Here is a 16,020-nt window from a genome sequence, read left to right as displayed (position 1 = left end):
GATGACCGCACAGCACGTCATCGCGACGTATCTCATCGAGACCTCGCTCCCGCTGCAGCATGCGGCCGAGGTGCTCGCCGGCGAGCAGTCCACCGGCACGTTCGTGCGGGTCGAACGCGAGTCCGACGACCTCCGTGCGCGCTTCGCGGCGCAGGTCGAATCGCTCGAGGAGGTGCCACTCACCGGCGCCTCACCGCTGCCGGGGTCTGTCGGCGACCCGGCGCGGCGCCGCCGTGCGCGGCTGCGCCTGCGTTTTCCGCTCGGCAACTTCGGGCCCTCACTCCCCAACCTGCTCGCCGCCGTCGCCGGCAACCTGTTCGAGATCAAAGAGCTGTCGGCGATCAAGCTGATCGACCTCGAGCTGCCGCCGGCGTTCGCCGAGCGCTACCCGGGCCCGGCGTTCGGCGTCGGGGGGACGCGGCGGCTCTTGGGCCGCCCGAGCGGCGCGATGATCGGCACGATCGTGAAGCCGAGCATCGGACTCTCGCCCGAAGACCTGGCCGAGGTCGTGGGCGAGCTGGCCGAGGCGGGCATCGACTTCATCAAAGACGACGAGTTGCAGGGCAACGGCCCGAGCGCGCCGCTGGCCGAGCGCGTGCGCGCGGTCATGCCCGTGCTCGAGCACTACGCCGACCGCACCGGCCGCAAGCCCATGTACGCGTTCAACATCACCGACGACATCGGCCGCCTCGAGGCCAACCACGACCTCGTCGTCGCCGCCGGCGGCACGTGCGTCATGGCGTGCATCAACCTCATCGGGCTGCCGGGCCTGGAGTTCCTGCGCCGCCATGCCGAGGTGCCGATCCACGGTCACCGCGCGATGCTCGGCGCGTTCAACCGCTCCGAGCAGGTCGGGATAGGGTTCCGAGCGTGGCAGAAGCTCGCCCGGCTCGCCGGCGCCGACCACCTGCACACCAACGGCATCAGCAACAAGTTCTACGAGACGGACGCCCAAGTGCTGGACTCGATCGCCGCGGTCCGCGAGCCGCTGCTCGGCCTCACGCCGACGGTGCCGGTGCTGTCGTCGGGCCAGTGGGGCGGTCTCGCGCACGCGACCTACTCGGCGGTCGGCACGACGGATCTTCTCGTGCTCGCCGGGGGCGGCATCCATGGTCATCCCGACGGGGCGGCCGCAGGCGTCGCGAGCATGCGCGAGGCGTGGGAGTCGGCCGCGACCGGCGAGGCGGTCGAGGTCGCGCTCGAGCGCTCCCCGGCGCTCCGCCGGGCGACCGAGCTGTTCGGGCCGGTCCGTGTCTAGCCGGTCCGTGTCTGGACTGGGCGCCGCGTTCTACGGCGACGACTTCACCGGCAGCGTCGACGCGCTGCTGCAGTTCACGCGGCGCGGGTGGACGGGGCGGCTGTTCACGGGCCTTCCGGATGCCGAGACCCTGCGCCGCACCGCGTCCGAGGTCGACGTGGTCGGGGTGGCGGGGATCTCGCGATCGCTCACCCCCGCCGCCATGGCAGAGGAGCTGCGTCCGGTGTTCGCGGCCTTCGCCGCGCTGGAGCCCGAGGTGGTGCAGTACAAGGCGTGCTCGACCGCGGACTCCGCGCCGACGATCGGGAGCCTCGGACGCGTGGTCGAGCTTGCGCGTGAAGTCTTCGGGGACGCGACCGTGCCGATGCTGTTCGCGCAGCCCGACTTCGGCCGCTACACGCTCTTCGGCCATCACTTCGCCGCCGAGCGCGGGGTGGTCTACCGCCTCGACCGGCAGCCGACGATGTCGACCCACCCGAGCACCCCGATGACCGAGGCCGACCTCGCGCTGCATGTCGGGCGGCAGACCGAGTTGCCGATCGGGGCGATCCCGATCGTGTCCTACGCCGACCTGGGCGCTCGTCTTCGCGGCGCGCCCGAAGCGGCGGTGGTGCTGGACGCGGTGACCGACGACGATCTCGCCACGGTCGGCGCCGCGCTGCACGGGCTGCCGCGCCCGGTGTTCGCGATCGGGTCGGGCGGGCTGTCGCATGGCCTCGCGGCGGCCGATCCCGGGTCGGCGCCGCCGATCGCTCGCTCGACCCCGAGCTCGGGACCTGTCCTCGTGGTCTCGGGCAGCCGTTCGGCGCAGACGCGTCGGCAGGCGGATGCCGCGGCCGCCGCGGGCTGGATGGTGCGGCCGCTCCCGCTCGCCGCCGATGCGGTAGGCGCTGCGATCGACGACGTGGTCGAAGCATTGAGAGCCGGGCGCGGAGTCGTGCTCACCTCGGACGACACCGACACCCGCGCGGCGGGCGAGCGACCCGTGCTCGAGTCGATCGCGGCGGCCGCGGCATCCGTCGTCTCATCGGTCGTGCGAGCAGGCGCGAGCCGGCGGGTGATCGTGTGCGGCGGAGACACGTCGAGCCGCATCACCAGGCTGCTCGGGGTCGAGGCGCTGTCGATCGCCGCGAACCCGTGGGGCAACGTCGTGCTGCTGCGCGCACACGCCGCCGACCCCGCTCTGGACGGAGCGGAACTGCTGCTGAAGGGCGGCCAGGTCGGCGCGGACTCTCTCTTCACCGACATCGCCGCCCTCGGCGCCTGACAGCCATCGATCGACGAGCCGGTAGGGTTTCTCGCGCCATGACTCGCGTGTCACTCGTTCCCGCTTCGTACGTCTTCCTCCGTCGTCACGGCGCGGTGCTGCTGCAGCTGCGGCACAACACCGGCTATATGGACGGCTACTGGACCGCGGGCGCAGCCGGTCACATCGAGCTCGGCGAGACAGCTGTCGACGCCGCGATCCGTGAGGCGCGCGAAGAGCTCGGGGTCGTCATCGAGCCCTCCGGCTTGAACCCGTCGACGGTGATGCAGCGCACCGACGGCACCGCCGAGCCGCGCGAGCAGCGGGTCGACTGGTTCTTCGTGTGCGATGCATGGTCGGGCGAGCCGACGATCCTCGAGCCGAGGAAGTGCGCCGAGCTGGCCTGGTTCGGCCTCGACGCGCTGCCCGAGCACGTGCCCGACTACGAGAGGCTCGCGCTCGACGCGGTCCGGGAGGGGCACGCGTCGAGCCTCTTGTCGTTCGGGTTCTGATCCTCGCGCGGCAGTGCGCTTGACCCTGACACTGTGTCAGGGTCGAACGTGGTCAGCACCATGTACACCATCGGAGAGTTCGCCGCCTTCGGGCGCGTCAGTGTGCGGATGCTGCGTCACTACGACGCGATCGGCCTGCTGGTTCCGGCGCACGTCGACTCGCACTCGGGGTATCGCAGGTACGCGAACACGCAGCTGCCGCGGCTGCTGCGCATCGTGGAGCTGCGAGAGCTGGGTGTCGGCCTCGACGAGATCGCCTCAGCGCTGGATTCGGACGACGAGAGCGTGCTTCGTCGCGTACTCGCGAATCGGCGGGCCGCGGTCGCCGCCTCGATCGACGCGGAGACCGCGCGACTGGAGCGGATCGATCGGCGTCTCTCCCTCCTGGAAGGAACCATCGCCATGACCGACAACGTGCAGTACCGCCCGGTCGACGCCGTCACCGTCTACGCCGCCTCGGGCATCGCCCCGGGAGGCGGCCCCGAGAACGTCGGTCCCGTCGTCGGGACGATCATCACGGGCCTGGATGCTTCGCTCTCGGCAGCCGGCCGCCGGATCATCGAACCGGGGGTCTTCTGGTACGCGCCCGTGCCGGACTCCGACGACCTCGCCGTCCACGTGTCGTACATCGCCGAACCGCAGCCGCAGCCCGGGGAGGGCTACGACATCGTCACGCTGCCGGCCGTCGAGACGATGGCGACGCTCATCCACCGCGGCGACATGACGGGCATCGGCGAATCGTGGTCCCGGCTGATGCAGCGCGTCGTCGACGAGGGCTATCGCATGACCGGGCCCTGCCGCGAGGTGTACCTCGAGGCGGATGGCCACGAGCCCGGCCCCGACTGGGTGACCGAGCTGCAGGTGCCGGTGGAGAAGGCGTAGCCGGGCGGCATCCCGCGGCGGGAGCCGTTCCGTCGGCGGGAGCGGCTCCCACCTCGCGACGGCATCCGCCACGGCAGCTTCCCCTTCGACGACGAAGGCGGCGCCTGGATCGATGCGATCATCGACACCGCCCTGCGCCCCCGCCGCGGCGGACCACGCTTCGTCGACCCGGACGAGAAAGCCCGCGCCGAGCGAAGGCGGCCGCACCGACATCGACCGCGGCAGCGAGCACGAGGACGCGCGCGATCGCGCACGTCCGCCGCGCCTGGATCAACGTGGGCGATATCCGAGGCACATCTATACAACGTTGCAATTTGCTCTTGACCTTTGCTTGCCGGGGACACAACGATGGGCCTGTAGGGAATTTACGACGTTGTAAACCTGCTGACGCGGGGCTTCGTCGCCCGCTCCGCCGGCTCGGTTCTTCCCGTCCGGCGGGCAAGGCTCCCGCATGACGCGGTGCGGGAGAGACACGAGAGGAAATCAAAGGTGATGTGGATAGATCAAGGGCGAGGTACTGAACGGCGCTCCCGTCGCGCAATGGTGGCGATGGCCACGGCGGCCGCGTTGGGAGTGTCCGCACTCCTCGCGGCCCAGCCGGCCGCAGCCGCCGAGGACTCGTGGGTCGCCGAGATCGACAACGTCGTCCCGGACGTCTACCGGTTCACGGTTCCCACCTCGGCGGTCCAGCCGGCGACCGGCATCGCCGGCTCGGTCGTGGCTGTCGAAGGAAACTTCGCGCCGGGCAAGACCTGGACGACCCTGAACATGGGGGCCAGCGGAGGCAACTGGACCTCGACCATCGGCCCGCTCGAGCCGGGTCTGTACTACTACCAGTACACGGCGCGGCCGTCGTGGGGTGAGGACGCCATCGCGTTCCGCAACCCGGCCAGCCCTCAGGAGGTGACATCGAAACCGACGTGGAACACGCTGTTCGTCGACGGCCCGGGCGCCGAGTGGCTCGCAGACGTGCCGGCGGGCGGGAGCCTCGAAGAGCTCAGCTACGACAGTTCCGTCGCGGGCGCCGAACGGTCGGCCCTGGTGTGGACGCCCCCGGGCTATGACGAGAATCGCGCGACACCGTACCCGGTGCTCTACCTCCTCCAGGACGAGGGGCAGAGCTATCGCGAATGGGTGGAGCTCGGGCGGCTGAAGCAGATCCTCGACAACCTGACGGTCGGCGGAGACGCCGAGCCGATGGTCGTCGTGATGGGTGACGGCGACACGGACGAGATCCGCGGCGAGGTGGTCAAGAACCTCCTCCCGGCCGCGGAGCAGGCGTTCAACATCTCGAGCGACGCCGAAGATCGAGCGATCGCCGGCATCGGGCGCGGGGCCTCGCAGGCCCTCAGCCTCCTGGTCAGCGCCACGGGAGAGTTCTCGAACGTGGGCTCCTTCTCGGGCGACCTCGAGCAGAACGTGGGCAAGGGCAAGGCGCGGCAGATCAACGACGCGACCGACCTCATCCGTCTGTACGTCGGAAACGTCACCGATCCGAACTACAACCCGACGGTGGCCCTCGCCGACAAGTTCAGCCGGGCCGGCGTCGAGTTCCAGTCGGACGGCTCCGACCCTGAGACCGGCGGCACGTGGGACACGTGGCAGAAGAGCCTGCACGACTTCGCGCAGCGCGTGTTCCAGACTCCGGGCGACACCGGTCCGAGTGAAGGCCACCTTCCGCTCGAACCGCACTCGCTCCCGGCCCCGGGCACCACTCCGACGCCGTGGATCGACGAGAACGGCGTCGTGACCTTCGAGACCGGGACGGACTTCGCCGACGCGAACCACGTGACGGTGTGGGGCAACTTCGGTCCTGCGGGCAGCTGGCCGCGCACACCCATGACCAAGCAGGATGACGGGCGCTGGCGGCTGACGATGCCGGTCGAAGCGGGTTCGTACTACTACAAGTTCGTCGTCGAAGGTGTCGACCACAAGGACGGGACCAACCCGACGACCGTGTTGTCCGAGCCCAACTGGAGTACGTTCCAGGTGCCCGGCGACGAGACGCTCCGTGGCGAGTACACGACCCCGGTCGCACCCGAAGCCCGCGGCGACGTCGAGGTCATGAACTACACGAGCACTGCGAACGGCAACCCGACTCGATCCGCCTACGTGTGGACACCGCCGGACTACGACGCCGACCGCGCCGAGCCCTACCCGGTGTTCTACCTCCAGCACGGCGGCGGACAGACGTGGACGGACTGGATCGAGGTCGGCTTCGCTGCCCAGATCCTGGACAACCACTACGCCAAGGGCAACATCGTGCCGATGGTGGTCGTCATGGCCAACGGCAACGGCGTGAACTTCCCCAACGAGATCACGCAGCGCATCACCGTGACGGCCGAGGCGCAGTACAACGTCAGCAGCGACGGTGACAACCGCGCACTGGCGGGACTGTCGATGGGCTCCGGGCACACCCTCAGCACGCTGTGGGCCCACCCGGGCGAGTTCGCCTACATCGGTGCGATGTCGGCGTTCGGCAACGTCCCCGCCAACGCGGACGTGGCGGCGATCAACGACGGGACCAAGCTCCTGCGGGTGTATTCCGGTGACGTCCAGGACTTCACCTATGGAGCGACGCTGACCCTGATCAGCAGCATGACGAACCGCGGTGTCGAGCACGAGTTCGCACCGATCATCCCCGGCCCGCACAGCTGGGACGTATGGCAGAAGTCGCTGATCGACTTGCTGCCGCGCCTGTTCCAGGGCTGACGCCTCCGGTCGGCATGACGGCCCGTGAGGGCGAGAACGCTGTTTCTCGCCCTCACGGGCCACCGGCTTCTGCTCGATCGCCGACACCCCGGCTCTGCCGACGCGTGACCCGTACGTGAGGTGGCTCAGCGCGTCCCGAGCCACACGCGCCACGACGTCCGCTCGCGCGGCACCCGGTACTGCTCGGGCAGGGCAGGGCCGACGGATGCCGACCCGAGACCTTGCTGCCGGCGGTCGATGTTGAGCCACACACGGCCCGAGTCGACCAGCTCGTGCGGCCTGGCGGCGCGCTCCAGGTCGTGCGATGTCCAGCGACGCGCGGTGAAGTCGAACTCGGGACGACCCTCGACCCGCAGCGTCGGCAGGCCGGCGCCGGCGACCTCCAGCCACCGTGTCTGCACATGGTTGCCGTTCTCCTGCGGCACCGGGTACGGCACCTGCAAGTCGTCGATCGACCGCGCGAAGCGCCCGACGCGCGACCCCTCGTACGAGTCGACGTAGGTCTCGCCGGGTCCGCGCCCGAACCATGTGACGCTCTCGGCGTCTCCGGGCATCGCGAACAGCAGCCCGAGGCGCGGCACCCAGATGTCGCGGTGCATGTAGGGCGTGTCCGACCACGGCCCGACGAAGTCCACGACCACGTCGAGGAGCAGGCCGCCGTCCCGTGGCTGCCAGGTCATGCTCCACGCGACGCCGTGCGGATGCGTCCGCGGCGCCGTCCGGCCGTTCACCCGCAGCGCGTCGCCCTCGACCGAGACCTCGTCGACCCGGTGCAGCAGACGATGAAGCATCGTCCTGTGCCACACCGCCGCGACGTTGTTGGTGTCACCTTGGCCGCGGTCGTTCTCGATCGGCGCGCGGTAGAGGTCGAGCACCGGCCCTTCGAGCTCGAGGTCGCCGAGCCGCACGAGACGCCCGGTGGCGGAGTCGAACACGCCTGGCCCGACCCGCACCGTCCCCGTCTCGGCTCCCACGCCCGTCGAGAAACCACGTCCACGTCGAGAAACCACGTCTGGCGTGGCTTCTCGTCCGGAATGTGGTTTCTCGAGGTCGGGCACAGGCCCGGGCGCCGCCGCCCCGGGCTCCACCGCCGCCCCGGGCTCCACCGCCGCCCCCGGCTCCTCCGCCGCCCCGGGCTCCACCGCCGCCCGTTGGGCCCACGCCACGACGTGGCCCGCCGGAGCCCACAGGGCATCGGCCGCGAGGACGGCTTCGATGGTGAGCACCACATCGGACCGCCCTGCTGCGGCGGCCGCGGCATCCGGAATCGAGACCTCCGCCGACGCGCCCGCCGCCACCTCGCCCACCGCGAGCACCCCGCCCGCGACGACCTCGCCGTCGGCCTCGAGGCTCCAGCGGAACTCCAGATCCGTCGTCGATACATAATGTCGGTTGTTCACTATGTACACGGCGCACGAGTCGTGGCCGCCCCGCACCTCGAGTGACACGGGCTCGTGCGCCTTGGCCAGCTCGACGAGCGCGGGGGTGGGCGTGCGGTCGCTGAACACCAGGCCGTGCAGGCTGAACCGTCCGCCCCGCGGCTCGTAGTCGACGTCGTCGCCGTGCATCGTGAACGGGATGCCGTCGGCCGTGGTCGCGGTGAACCCGTGGTCGATCCACTCCCACACGAAGGCGCCGCACAGCCGGTCGTGCGCATTGATGACGCGCCAGTAGTCCTGCAGCGAGCCCGGCCCGTTGCCCATCGCGTGCGCGTACTCGACGAGCAGGAACGGCAGCCCCCGCCGACGCTCCTCGTCTTCTTCGGTGACGCCGGCGGGCAGCGGGGCGAGCGCACCCGGCTCGTCGAACACCATGCCGTGCATGCTCAGCCGTCCGCCGCGCGGCTCCTCGCGCCGGCCGATCTGCGCGAGCAGCTCGAGCGACGGGTACATGATCGAGTAGAAGTCGGAGTCCCGGTAGCTCGGGTCGCGCTCGTACAGCACCGCGCGCGACGGATCGCGCTCGTCGAGCCAGCGTCGCATCTCGCCGAACCCGTCGCCGGTCATGCTCTCGTTGGCGAGCGACCACACCACGACGCTGGGTCGGTTCTTGTCGCGCTCGACCGTGCGCCGCAGGCGGTCCATGATCGCGTCGCGCCATTCCGGCAGCGCCGGCGGGTTGTGCTCCCACCCCTCGTAGATGAAGCCGTGCGTCTCGAGGTCGACCTCGACGACCACCCACAGTCCGTACTCGTCGCACAGCCTCAGGAACTCCGGATGCGGCGGATAGTGGCTCGTCCGCACCGCGTCGATGTTCGCCCGCTTCATCATCACGATGTCGCGGATCATCGTGTCGCGGTCGAGCGCCCGCCCGGTGCCGGGGTGGTGCTCGTGGCGGTTCACGCCGCGCAGCTTCACTGCGCGCCCGTTCACCGTGAACACGCCGTCGACGATCTCGACGTGCCGGAACCCGACCGCGAGCTCGACGGTCTCGCCGCGCGAGCGCAGCGTGCCGCGGTACAGGCGCGGGCGCTCCGCGCTCCACGGCTCGACCGGAACCATGACGGTGTCGCCGGCGGGCAGACGGATGCCGAGCTCGGGGATCTCGACGACGGCCGCGGTCGAGGCATCCACCCGCAACGTGCCCAGGCCCGTCGCGGCATCGAAGTCGGCGTGCACGAAGTGGTCGTCGATCGCACCGTCGGGGCGTGCGATCAGCTCGACGTCGCGGAAGATGCCGGGGAGCCACCACATGTCCTGGTCTTCGAGGTACGTGCCCGCCGACCAGCGGTGCACCCGCACGCACAGCACGTTGCGGCCCTCGCGCACCGGCGCATCGAACTCGAACGGCAGGCGGCTGCCCGTCGACCACCCCAGTTCGACGCCGTTGAGCCACGCCTTGGCGCACGAGTCGACGCCCTGGAATCGCGGCACCGCCGCGCCGAATCCTGCCGGCACGTCGAACACGAGCCGGTAGTCGCCGGTCGGGTTCTCGGTCGGCACGTGCGGCGGATCGAGCGGGATGGGGTACGCGGTGTTCGTGTAGAGCGGGCCCTCGTCGGTGCCCAGCATGCGGCGCGCGGGGCCGCCGGCGAGCGGCGTGAACTCCTCGAGCACCCAGTGCGACGGCACGCGCATCGAGTCCCACGCGGAGTCGTCGAAGTCGTCGGCGAGGAACGCATCGCCGGTGCCCTCGGCGGTGGGCGACAGGCGGAACCGCCAGGTGCCGTCCAGGCTCAGCACCGCGGCATCGCTCACGGCATCGGCGCGGGGGGCACGACGGCCTGCGCCCGGTGACATCCGCTCCCAGTACCTCGCGCCGCCACCTCCGATGGCGGAGACGGCGGTGGAGGGGACGGCGGTGGATCGGCTATTCTGCATATCCATGGCAGTGTGCATATCCATTCTTTGCTGAATGCGATTGCAGTCTAGCCCGAGGAGGAGTCCCGTGGCACGTACGGCACCGTCGACGCTGGCGCCCCCGCGCGTCCCCGACGCGATCGCGCGCGCCGTCACCGAGGCGTCCCGCGTGAAGACCCGCGCGATCGACCGCATCGCCTACGCGAGTGACGCATCGCACTTCCTCCTCACCCCCGAGGCGGTGGTGATCGCCGCCGACGCCGCCGAGGTCGCGCGGCTCATGCGCGCCGCGAGCTCCGCCGGATCACGGCTCACCTTCCGTTCGGGCGGTACGAGCCTGTCGGGCCAGGCCGTCACCGACGGGCTTCTGATCGACGTCCGCCGCCGCTTCCGCCGCATCGAGGTGCTCGACGACGGACGCCGCGTGCGAGTGCAGCCCGGCGCCACCGTCCGGCAGGTCAACGCGCGCCTCGCCAGGCACGGCTACCGCCTCGGCCCCGACCCGGCGAGCGAGATCGCCTGCACGATCGGCGGCGTCGTCAACAACAACTCCAGCGGCATGGCGTGCGGCGTCACCGAGAACACCTACCAGACGCTCGAATCGCTCGTTTTCGTCCTGCCGTCTGGCACCGTGGTCGACACCGCCGCTTCCGACGCCGACGCGGCGCTGCGGGCCGCCGAACCCGAGCTCGTCGACCGGCTCCTGCGACTGCGGGAGCGCGTCGTGTCGAACTCGCGGTCGGTCGAGACCATCCGGCGGCAGTTCGCGATGAAGAACACCATGGGCTACGGCGTCAACGCGTTCCTCGACTTCGACTCGCCCGCCGAACTGCTGGCCCACCTCGTCGTCGGCAGCGAAGGCACGCTCGCCTTCGTCGCCGAGGCGACGTACCGCACCGTGCCGGTGCGGCCGCGGGTCGCGACAGCGCTCACGGTCTTCCCCGATCTCGACACCGCGACCCGCGCGCTGCCCGAGCTCGTGGCGACCGGTGCCGCGACGCTGGAGCTGATGGATGCCACCTCCCTGCGCGTCGGGCAATCCCTCGCGGGCGCTCCGCCGCAGATCCTCGGGCTCGTCGTGCGCACGCAGGCCGCGCTGCTGGTGGAGTATCACGCCGACGCCGAGGAGGAGCTCGCCGGGCTCGTCGCCGGCGGTGCCCGCGCCCTCGCGTCCCAGCCCCTGGTGGCGCCGGCCGCCTTCTCGGCCGACGCGGCCGAGCGCGCCGCCGCGTGGAAGCTGCGCAAGGGGCTCTACGCCTCGGTCGCGGGTGCGCGACCCAGCGGCACGACCGCGCTGCTCGAAGACGTCGCGGTGCCCGTCGAGCGGCTCGCGGCCACGTGCGCGCGCCTGCAGACGCTCTTCGACCGCTACGCCTACCGCGACAGCGTGATCTTCGGGCATGCCAAGGACGGCAACATCCACTTCATGCTGACCGATCGCTTCGAATCGGCCGATCAGCTCGCGCGCTACTCGGACTTCACCGAAGACATGGCCGGACTCGTGCTGGACGCCGGCGGCACCCTCAAGGCCGAGCACGGCACCGGACGCGTCATGGCACCGTACGTGCGCCGCCAGTACGGCGACGAGCTCTACGGCGTGATGCGCGAGCTCAAGCATCTGTGCGATCCGCACGGCATCCTCAACCCCGGCGTGATCATCGACGACGACCCCGAGGCGCACCTCCAGCACATCAAGCTCGCCGACGCCATCGAACCGGAGGCCGACCGCTGCGTCGAGTGCGGGTACTGCGAGCCCGTGTGCCCGAGCAAGGACCTCACCCTCACGCCCCGGCAGCGGATCGTCACACGACGCGCGATCGCCCGGGCCGAGGCATCCGGCGATGACGCCCTCGTCGCCGAGCTGGAACGCGAGTACGACTACGCGGGAGTCGACACATGCGCCGTGGACGGCATGTGCCAGACCGCGTGCCCGGTGCTCATCAACACCGGCAGCCTCGTCAAGCGTCTCCGTCGGCAGGACGCCGGAGCCGTCGCCGGCGCCGCCTGGACCGCGGCCGCACAGGCGTGGGGTCCGGTCACCCGCGCCGCTGCGGCGGGCCTCGGGCTCGCCGACCGCATGCCGGCTCGTGTCGTGACGGCCGCCACCGACGCCGGCCGGGTCGTCTTCGGCGCCGACACGGTTCCCCGCTATTCCGCCGACCTGCCTCGTGGCGGGGCGGCCCGCGCCGGTCTCGGCGCGGAGGTCGGCACCGGTACCGACGCGCCGGTCGCGGTGTACCTCCCGGCGTGCGTCAACACGATGTTCGGCCCGGCCGGCGACGGCATCGGCGTCACCGAGGCGTTCCGACGCCTCGCGGAGCGGGCGGGAGTGCGGCTCGTCGTGCCCGACCGCGTCGACACGCTCTGCTGCAGCACGCCGTGGACGTCCAAGGGCTTCGCGCGAGGGCGCGAGGTCATGCTGCGCCGCGTCGCCGACGCGGTCGTCACGACGACGCGCGGCGGCGAGCTGACGGTGGTGACGGATGCCTCGAGCTGCACCGAGGGCTTCCTCCACCTGCTCGCCGAGGCCGGCGTCGACGCGCGCGTCGAGGATGCCGTCGCGTTCGCCGAGCGGGTGCTGCTTCCGCGCCTGGGCGCCGTGACCCCCGTGATCGCGACGCTCGCGCTGCACCCGACGTGCTCGTCGACGCAGCTCGGGCTCGACCCGTCGCTGCGCCGCGTGGCCGAGACCGTCGCGACCGAGGTCGTCGTGCCGGACGCGTGGGGCTGCTGCGCCTTCGCCGGGGATCGCGGGATGCTGCATCCCGAGCTCACCGCGTCGGCGACCGCGGCCGAGGCCGCCGAGGTGAGAGCCCTGGGCGCGGACGCCCACGCGTCGTGCAACCGCACGTGCGAGCTGGGCATGACGCGCGCGACCGGCGCGGATTACCGCCACGTCCTCGAACTGCTGGAGGAGGCGACCCGCTGAGCCCGGGTCGTCGGGCCCACGACGTTTCGTCTCGCTCGTACCTCGCTCGCTCAACGACCGGACCGCGGGATCACCGACCCCGGTCGTTGAGCGAAGGGCGCTCTAGCGCCCGAGACGAAACGCACCACACCCACCGCCCGCACCGGGCCCACGACGTCTCGTCTCGCTCGTACCTCGCTCGCTCAACGACCGGACCGCGGGATCACCGACCCCGGTCGTTGAGCGAAGGGCGCTCCAGCGCCCGAGACGAAACGCACCACACCCACCGCCCGCACCGGGCCCACGACGTTTCGTCTCGCTCGTACCTCGCTCGCTCAACGACCGGAGCGTGCGGCCGAGAGCGCGACGAGACGCTCCTGGATGTCACGCTGCAGGTCCGGCCCGGCGACCATGAACAGCGCGTCGCCCAGCTCCCGCCCCGGACCCCACTTCGTCGTCGAGCGGAACATCTCGGCGGCCTCGGGATTCTCCGCCCCGATCGCGTCCAGCACCGCACGGTACGCCTCGGGGTCGTCGATGACGTCGGCGAGACTCGAGTCGAGCCCGACGCGCTGCGGCGCCGTCGGCTGCGTGCTGTCGGCGACCTCCCACGCGTGCGTGCCCGATCCGACGTCGTGCGACTGCCCGTCCGGCAGCACGACGGTCGCCGTGGTGTTGGGCGGAATGACCGCCTCGATGCGGACCGTGCCGCCGGCCCGGCTCCACCCTGAGCGCGCCCGCCCGTACGGCGTGAGATGCTCGGCCGAGGCGTGGTCGAAACCGGCGAGGGGTCGCGGTTCGATCCGGATGCGGGCGTAGCCGGGCGCGTCCGGGGCGAGCCCCGCCACGACGCGGTGCAGCCAGTCGCCGATCGCGCCGAGCGCGTAGTGGTTGAACGACGTCATCTCGCCCGGGTTGATGGTGCCGTCGGGCAGCATCGAGTCCCACCGCTCCCAGATCGTGGTCGCGCCCATCGTGACCGGGTACAGCCACGACGGGTTCTCGGTCTGCACGAGCAGGCGCCGCGCCGTCTCGAGGTGTCCGGTGCGGGTGAGGGCGTCCTGGATGATCGGCGTTCCCACGAAGCCCGTGCCGATGCGGTAGCCCGACAGTCGCGTCAGCTCGGCGAGGCGCGCGCCCAGCGCCGCATGCTGCTCGGCCGGCGCGATGTCGAAGACGATCGCCAGCGCGTACGCCGTCTGCGCGTCCGACATCATTCGACCGGCGGGCGTCAGGTACTCGGCAGCGAAGGCGGCGCGGACCTCTTCGGCGATGCGCGCGTAGCCGGCGGCCTCCTCCGCACGGCCGAGGAGCTCGGCGGCGCGGGCGACCGCGTCGGCGGAGCGGTAGAAGTACGCCGACGCGACGATGTCGGCATCCGTCTTCGCGTTCGCGGGCAGATGCGGAGGGGCGTCCGGGTCGAGCCAGTCGCCGAACTGGAACATGCCCTCCCACAGCCGGCGGTCGCCGGCGAGGCCGACGAGGACGTCGGTCCAGGCCTTCATGCTCGGGTACTGACGCTCGATCGTCGCCGTGTCGGCGTAGCGCTCGTGCAGCACCCACGGCACGATGGTCGCGGCATCGCCCCACGCGGCGGCCGGACGCGCCGGCCCGAGCACGTTCGGCACGACGAACGGCACGACGCCGTCCTCCTGCTCGAGAGCGAGGTCGCGCAGCCACGAGTCGAGGAAGCCGCGCACGTCGTAGAGGAACGATGCCGTGGGCGCGAACACCTGGATGTCGCCGGTCCAGCCGAGGCGCTCGTCGCGCTGCGGGCAGTCCGTGGGCAGGTACAGGAAGTTGCCGCGCAGGCCCCACACGATGTTCTCGTGCAGTTGGTTGACCAGCGGGTCGGATGCCTCGAACCAGCCGGTGCGCTCCATGTCGCTGTGGATCACGACGGCGGTCACCGCCGACGGGTCGAACTCGCCCGGCCAGCCGGAGACCTCGGCGTAGCGGAACCCGTGGAAGGTGAACTCCGGCTCCCACTCCTCGACGCCGTCCCCGGCGAGTGTGTACCGGTCGGTGGCGTCCGCCGCGCGCAGCGGTCGTGTGCCGAGTTCGCCGTGCTCGAGCACCTCGGCGTGGCGCAGCGTCACGACGGTGCCCGCCGGTCCCTCGACCCGGATGCACAGCCGCCCGACGAGGTTCTGTCCGAAGTCCAGCACCGTCTTGCCCGCAGGCGTCGTGATCACCTCGCGCACGGGGAGTTCATCGAGCCGCCGCACGAACGGCGAGACGCGCGCCTCGGGTACGGCGACAGGATCGGGCTGAGCGACCGGACGCCACGCCGAATCGTCGTAGCCGGGCTCCGCGAAGCCCCGGCCGGCCGCATCGACGAGCGCACGGCGGGCGTCGAAGGCTTCTCCGGCATAGAGCCCGCTCTCGGTGAGCGGGCCGGTCGACCCCCGCCACGAGGCATCCGTCGCCACCCACTCGCTCGATCCGTCGGCGTACTCGACGAGCAGCTGCGCGGCGAATCGCGGCTGGTCGCCGTAGTGGCGGTGCGCGCTGTCGCGGAACCCGAACCTCTCGGTCGCCCATGCGCCTGCCAGCCGCACGCCGATGGCGTTCCGGCCCGGCACGAGCAGCGCAGTGACGTCGGTCGTCTCGTGGATGGTGCGCTGCCGGTACGGCGTCCAGCCGGGCTTCATCACCTGGTCGTCGACGTCCGCACCGTTGACGGCCATCTGGTACGCGCCCACCGCCGTCGCATACAGCGTCGCGCGCCGCACGGGCCGGGACGCCTCGAACTCGGTCCGCAGATACGCGGGCTGAGCTTCGTGCTCCGGGTCGGCGAGACCGACCGTCGCGGCCGTCCACTCGCCGTCGCCGAGGAAGCCGGCGACGATCCGCTGCGGCTCGCTCCAGGATCCCTCGACGGCATCCTCGCCCGTGACCCGCACGCGCAGCGTCACCTCCTCCCGGGGGCGGAGCGGCTCGAAGGGCCACTCGAGACCTTGGGAGTCACGCCCCGCGATGCGGTGCACGACCTGTTCGCCCGCGCGGCCGAGCTCGAGTTCGGCCCCGGTCTGGATCCAGCCCGGCGACTGCGTCTCGGTGCGCCAGCCGATGCGGGGCGTGGGCGTGGCGACGACGTCGCTGCGATACGGGGCTTCGACGACGATCTGGGCGGCCGGCTGACTCATGACACTCCTTCGTACGGGTCGTGCTGCGGATCGATGGGCTTGCGGGCGGGCGGG

Annotated in this window: 8 protein-coding genes; 6 read left to right on the top strand and 2 right to left on the bottom strand. The window is 71.2% G+C overall.

Going from position 1 to position 16,020, the window contains the following annotated elements; genetic code table 11:
- Position 1 precedes the first annotated feature (1 nt).
- The 5 genes from IM778_RS01725 to IM778_RS01705 all read left to right on the top strand — a co-directional run bounded on the left by IM778_RS01725 (position 2) and on the right by IM778_RS01705 (position 6,610).
- A complete protein-coding gene (locus IM778_RS01725; RefSeq protein ID WP_194410380.1) occupies positions 2-1,258 on the top strand; it encodes a RuBisCO large subunit C-terminal-like domain-containing protein in 1,257 nt (418 codons plus the stop codon).
- 7 nt (positions 1,259-1,265) lie between these two features.
- Positions 1,266-2,525 carry a four-carbon acid sugar kinase family protein gene (locus tag IM778_RS01720; protein ID WP_194410379.1) on the top strand — a complete coding sequence of 420 codons (1,260 nt, stop codon included), beginning with the start codon at positions 1,266-1,268 and terminating at the stop codon, positions 2,523-2,525.
- A gap of 38 nt (positions 2,526-2,563) precedes the next feature.
- Positions 2,564-3,016, top strand: a complete 453-nt coding sequence (locus IM778_RS01715; RefSeq protein WP_194410378.1) for an NUDIX hydrolase — start codon at positions 2,564-2,566, stop codon at positions 3,014-3,016.
- Between the two features lie 48 nt (positions 3,017-3,064).
- Positions 3,065-3,898 carry a MerR family transcriptional regulator gene (locus IM778_RS01710; protein WP_228484694.1) on the top strand — a complete coding sequence of 278 codons (834 nt, stop codon included), beginning with the start codon at positions 3,065-3,067 and terminating at the stop codon, positions 3,896-3,898.
- A 540-nt stretch (positions 3,899-4,438) separates the two neighbouring features.
- On the top strand, positions 4,439-6,610 hold the full coding sequence (locus tag IM778_RS01705; protein WP_194410376.1) for an alpha/beta hydrolase-fold protein: 2,172 nt from the start codon (positions 4,439-4,441) through the stop codon (positions 6,608-6,610).
- Positions 6,611-6,735: 125 nt separating this feature from the next.
- On the opposite strand, the gene IM778_RS01700 is transcribed toward IM778_RS01705, so the two are convergent.
- Positions 6,736-9,849: a glycoside hydrolase family 2 TIM barrel-domain containing protein gene (locus IM778_RS01700; protein WP_228484693.1), complete on the bottom strand. Its 3,114-nt coding sequence runs from the start codon at positions 9,847-9,849 to the stop codon at positions 6,736-6,738.
- A 115-nt stretch (positions 9,850-9,964) separates the two neighbouring features.
- On the opposite strand from IM778_RS01700, the gene IM778_RS01695 reads away from it, so the two are divergent.
- On the top strand, positions 9,965-12,838 hold the full coding sequence (locus IM778_RS01695; RefSeq protein ID WP_194410374.1) for an FAD-binding and (Fe-S)-binding domain-containing protein: 2,874 nt from the start codon (positions 9,965-9,967) through the stop codon (positions 12,836-12,838).
- 314 nt (positions 12,839-13,152) lie between these two features.
- Here IM778_RS01695 and IM778_RS01690 read toward each other — a convergent pair whose 3' ends face one another.
- Entirely contained in the window at positions 13,153-15,966 is a 2,814-nt protein-coding gene (locus IM778_RS01690; RefSeq protein WP_194410372.1) for a family 78 glycoside hydrolase catalytic domain, read from the bottom strand.
- Positions 15,967-16,020 lie beyond the last annotated feature (54 nt).

The sequence above is a fragment of the Microbacterium cremeum genome (genome assembly GCF_015277855.1).
Lineage (GTDB): Bacteria > Actinomycetota > Actinomycetes > Actinomycetales > Microbacteriaceae > Microbacterium > Microbacterium cremeum.
Note: the sequence above shows the minus strand (reverse complement) of the source record. Positions and strands in the feature narration are given on the sequence as shown.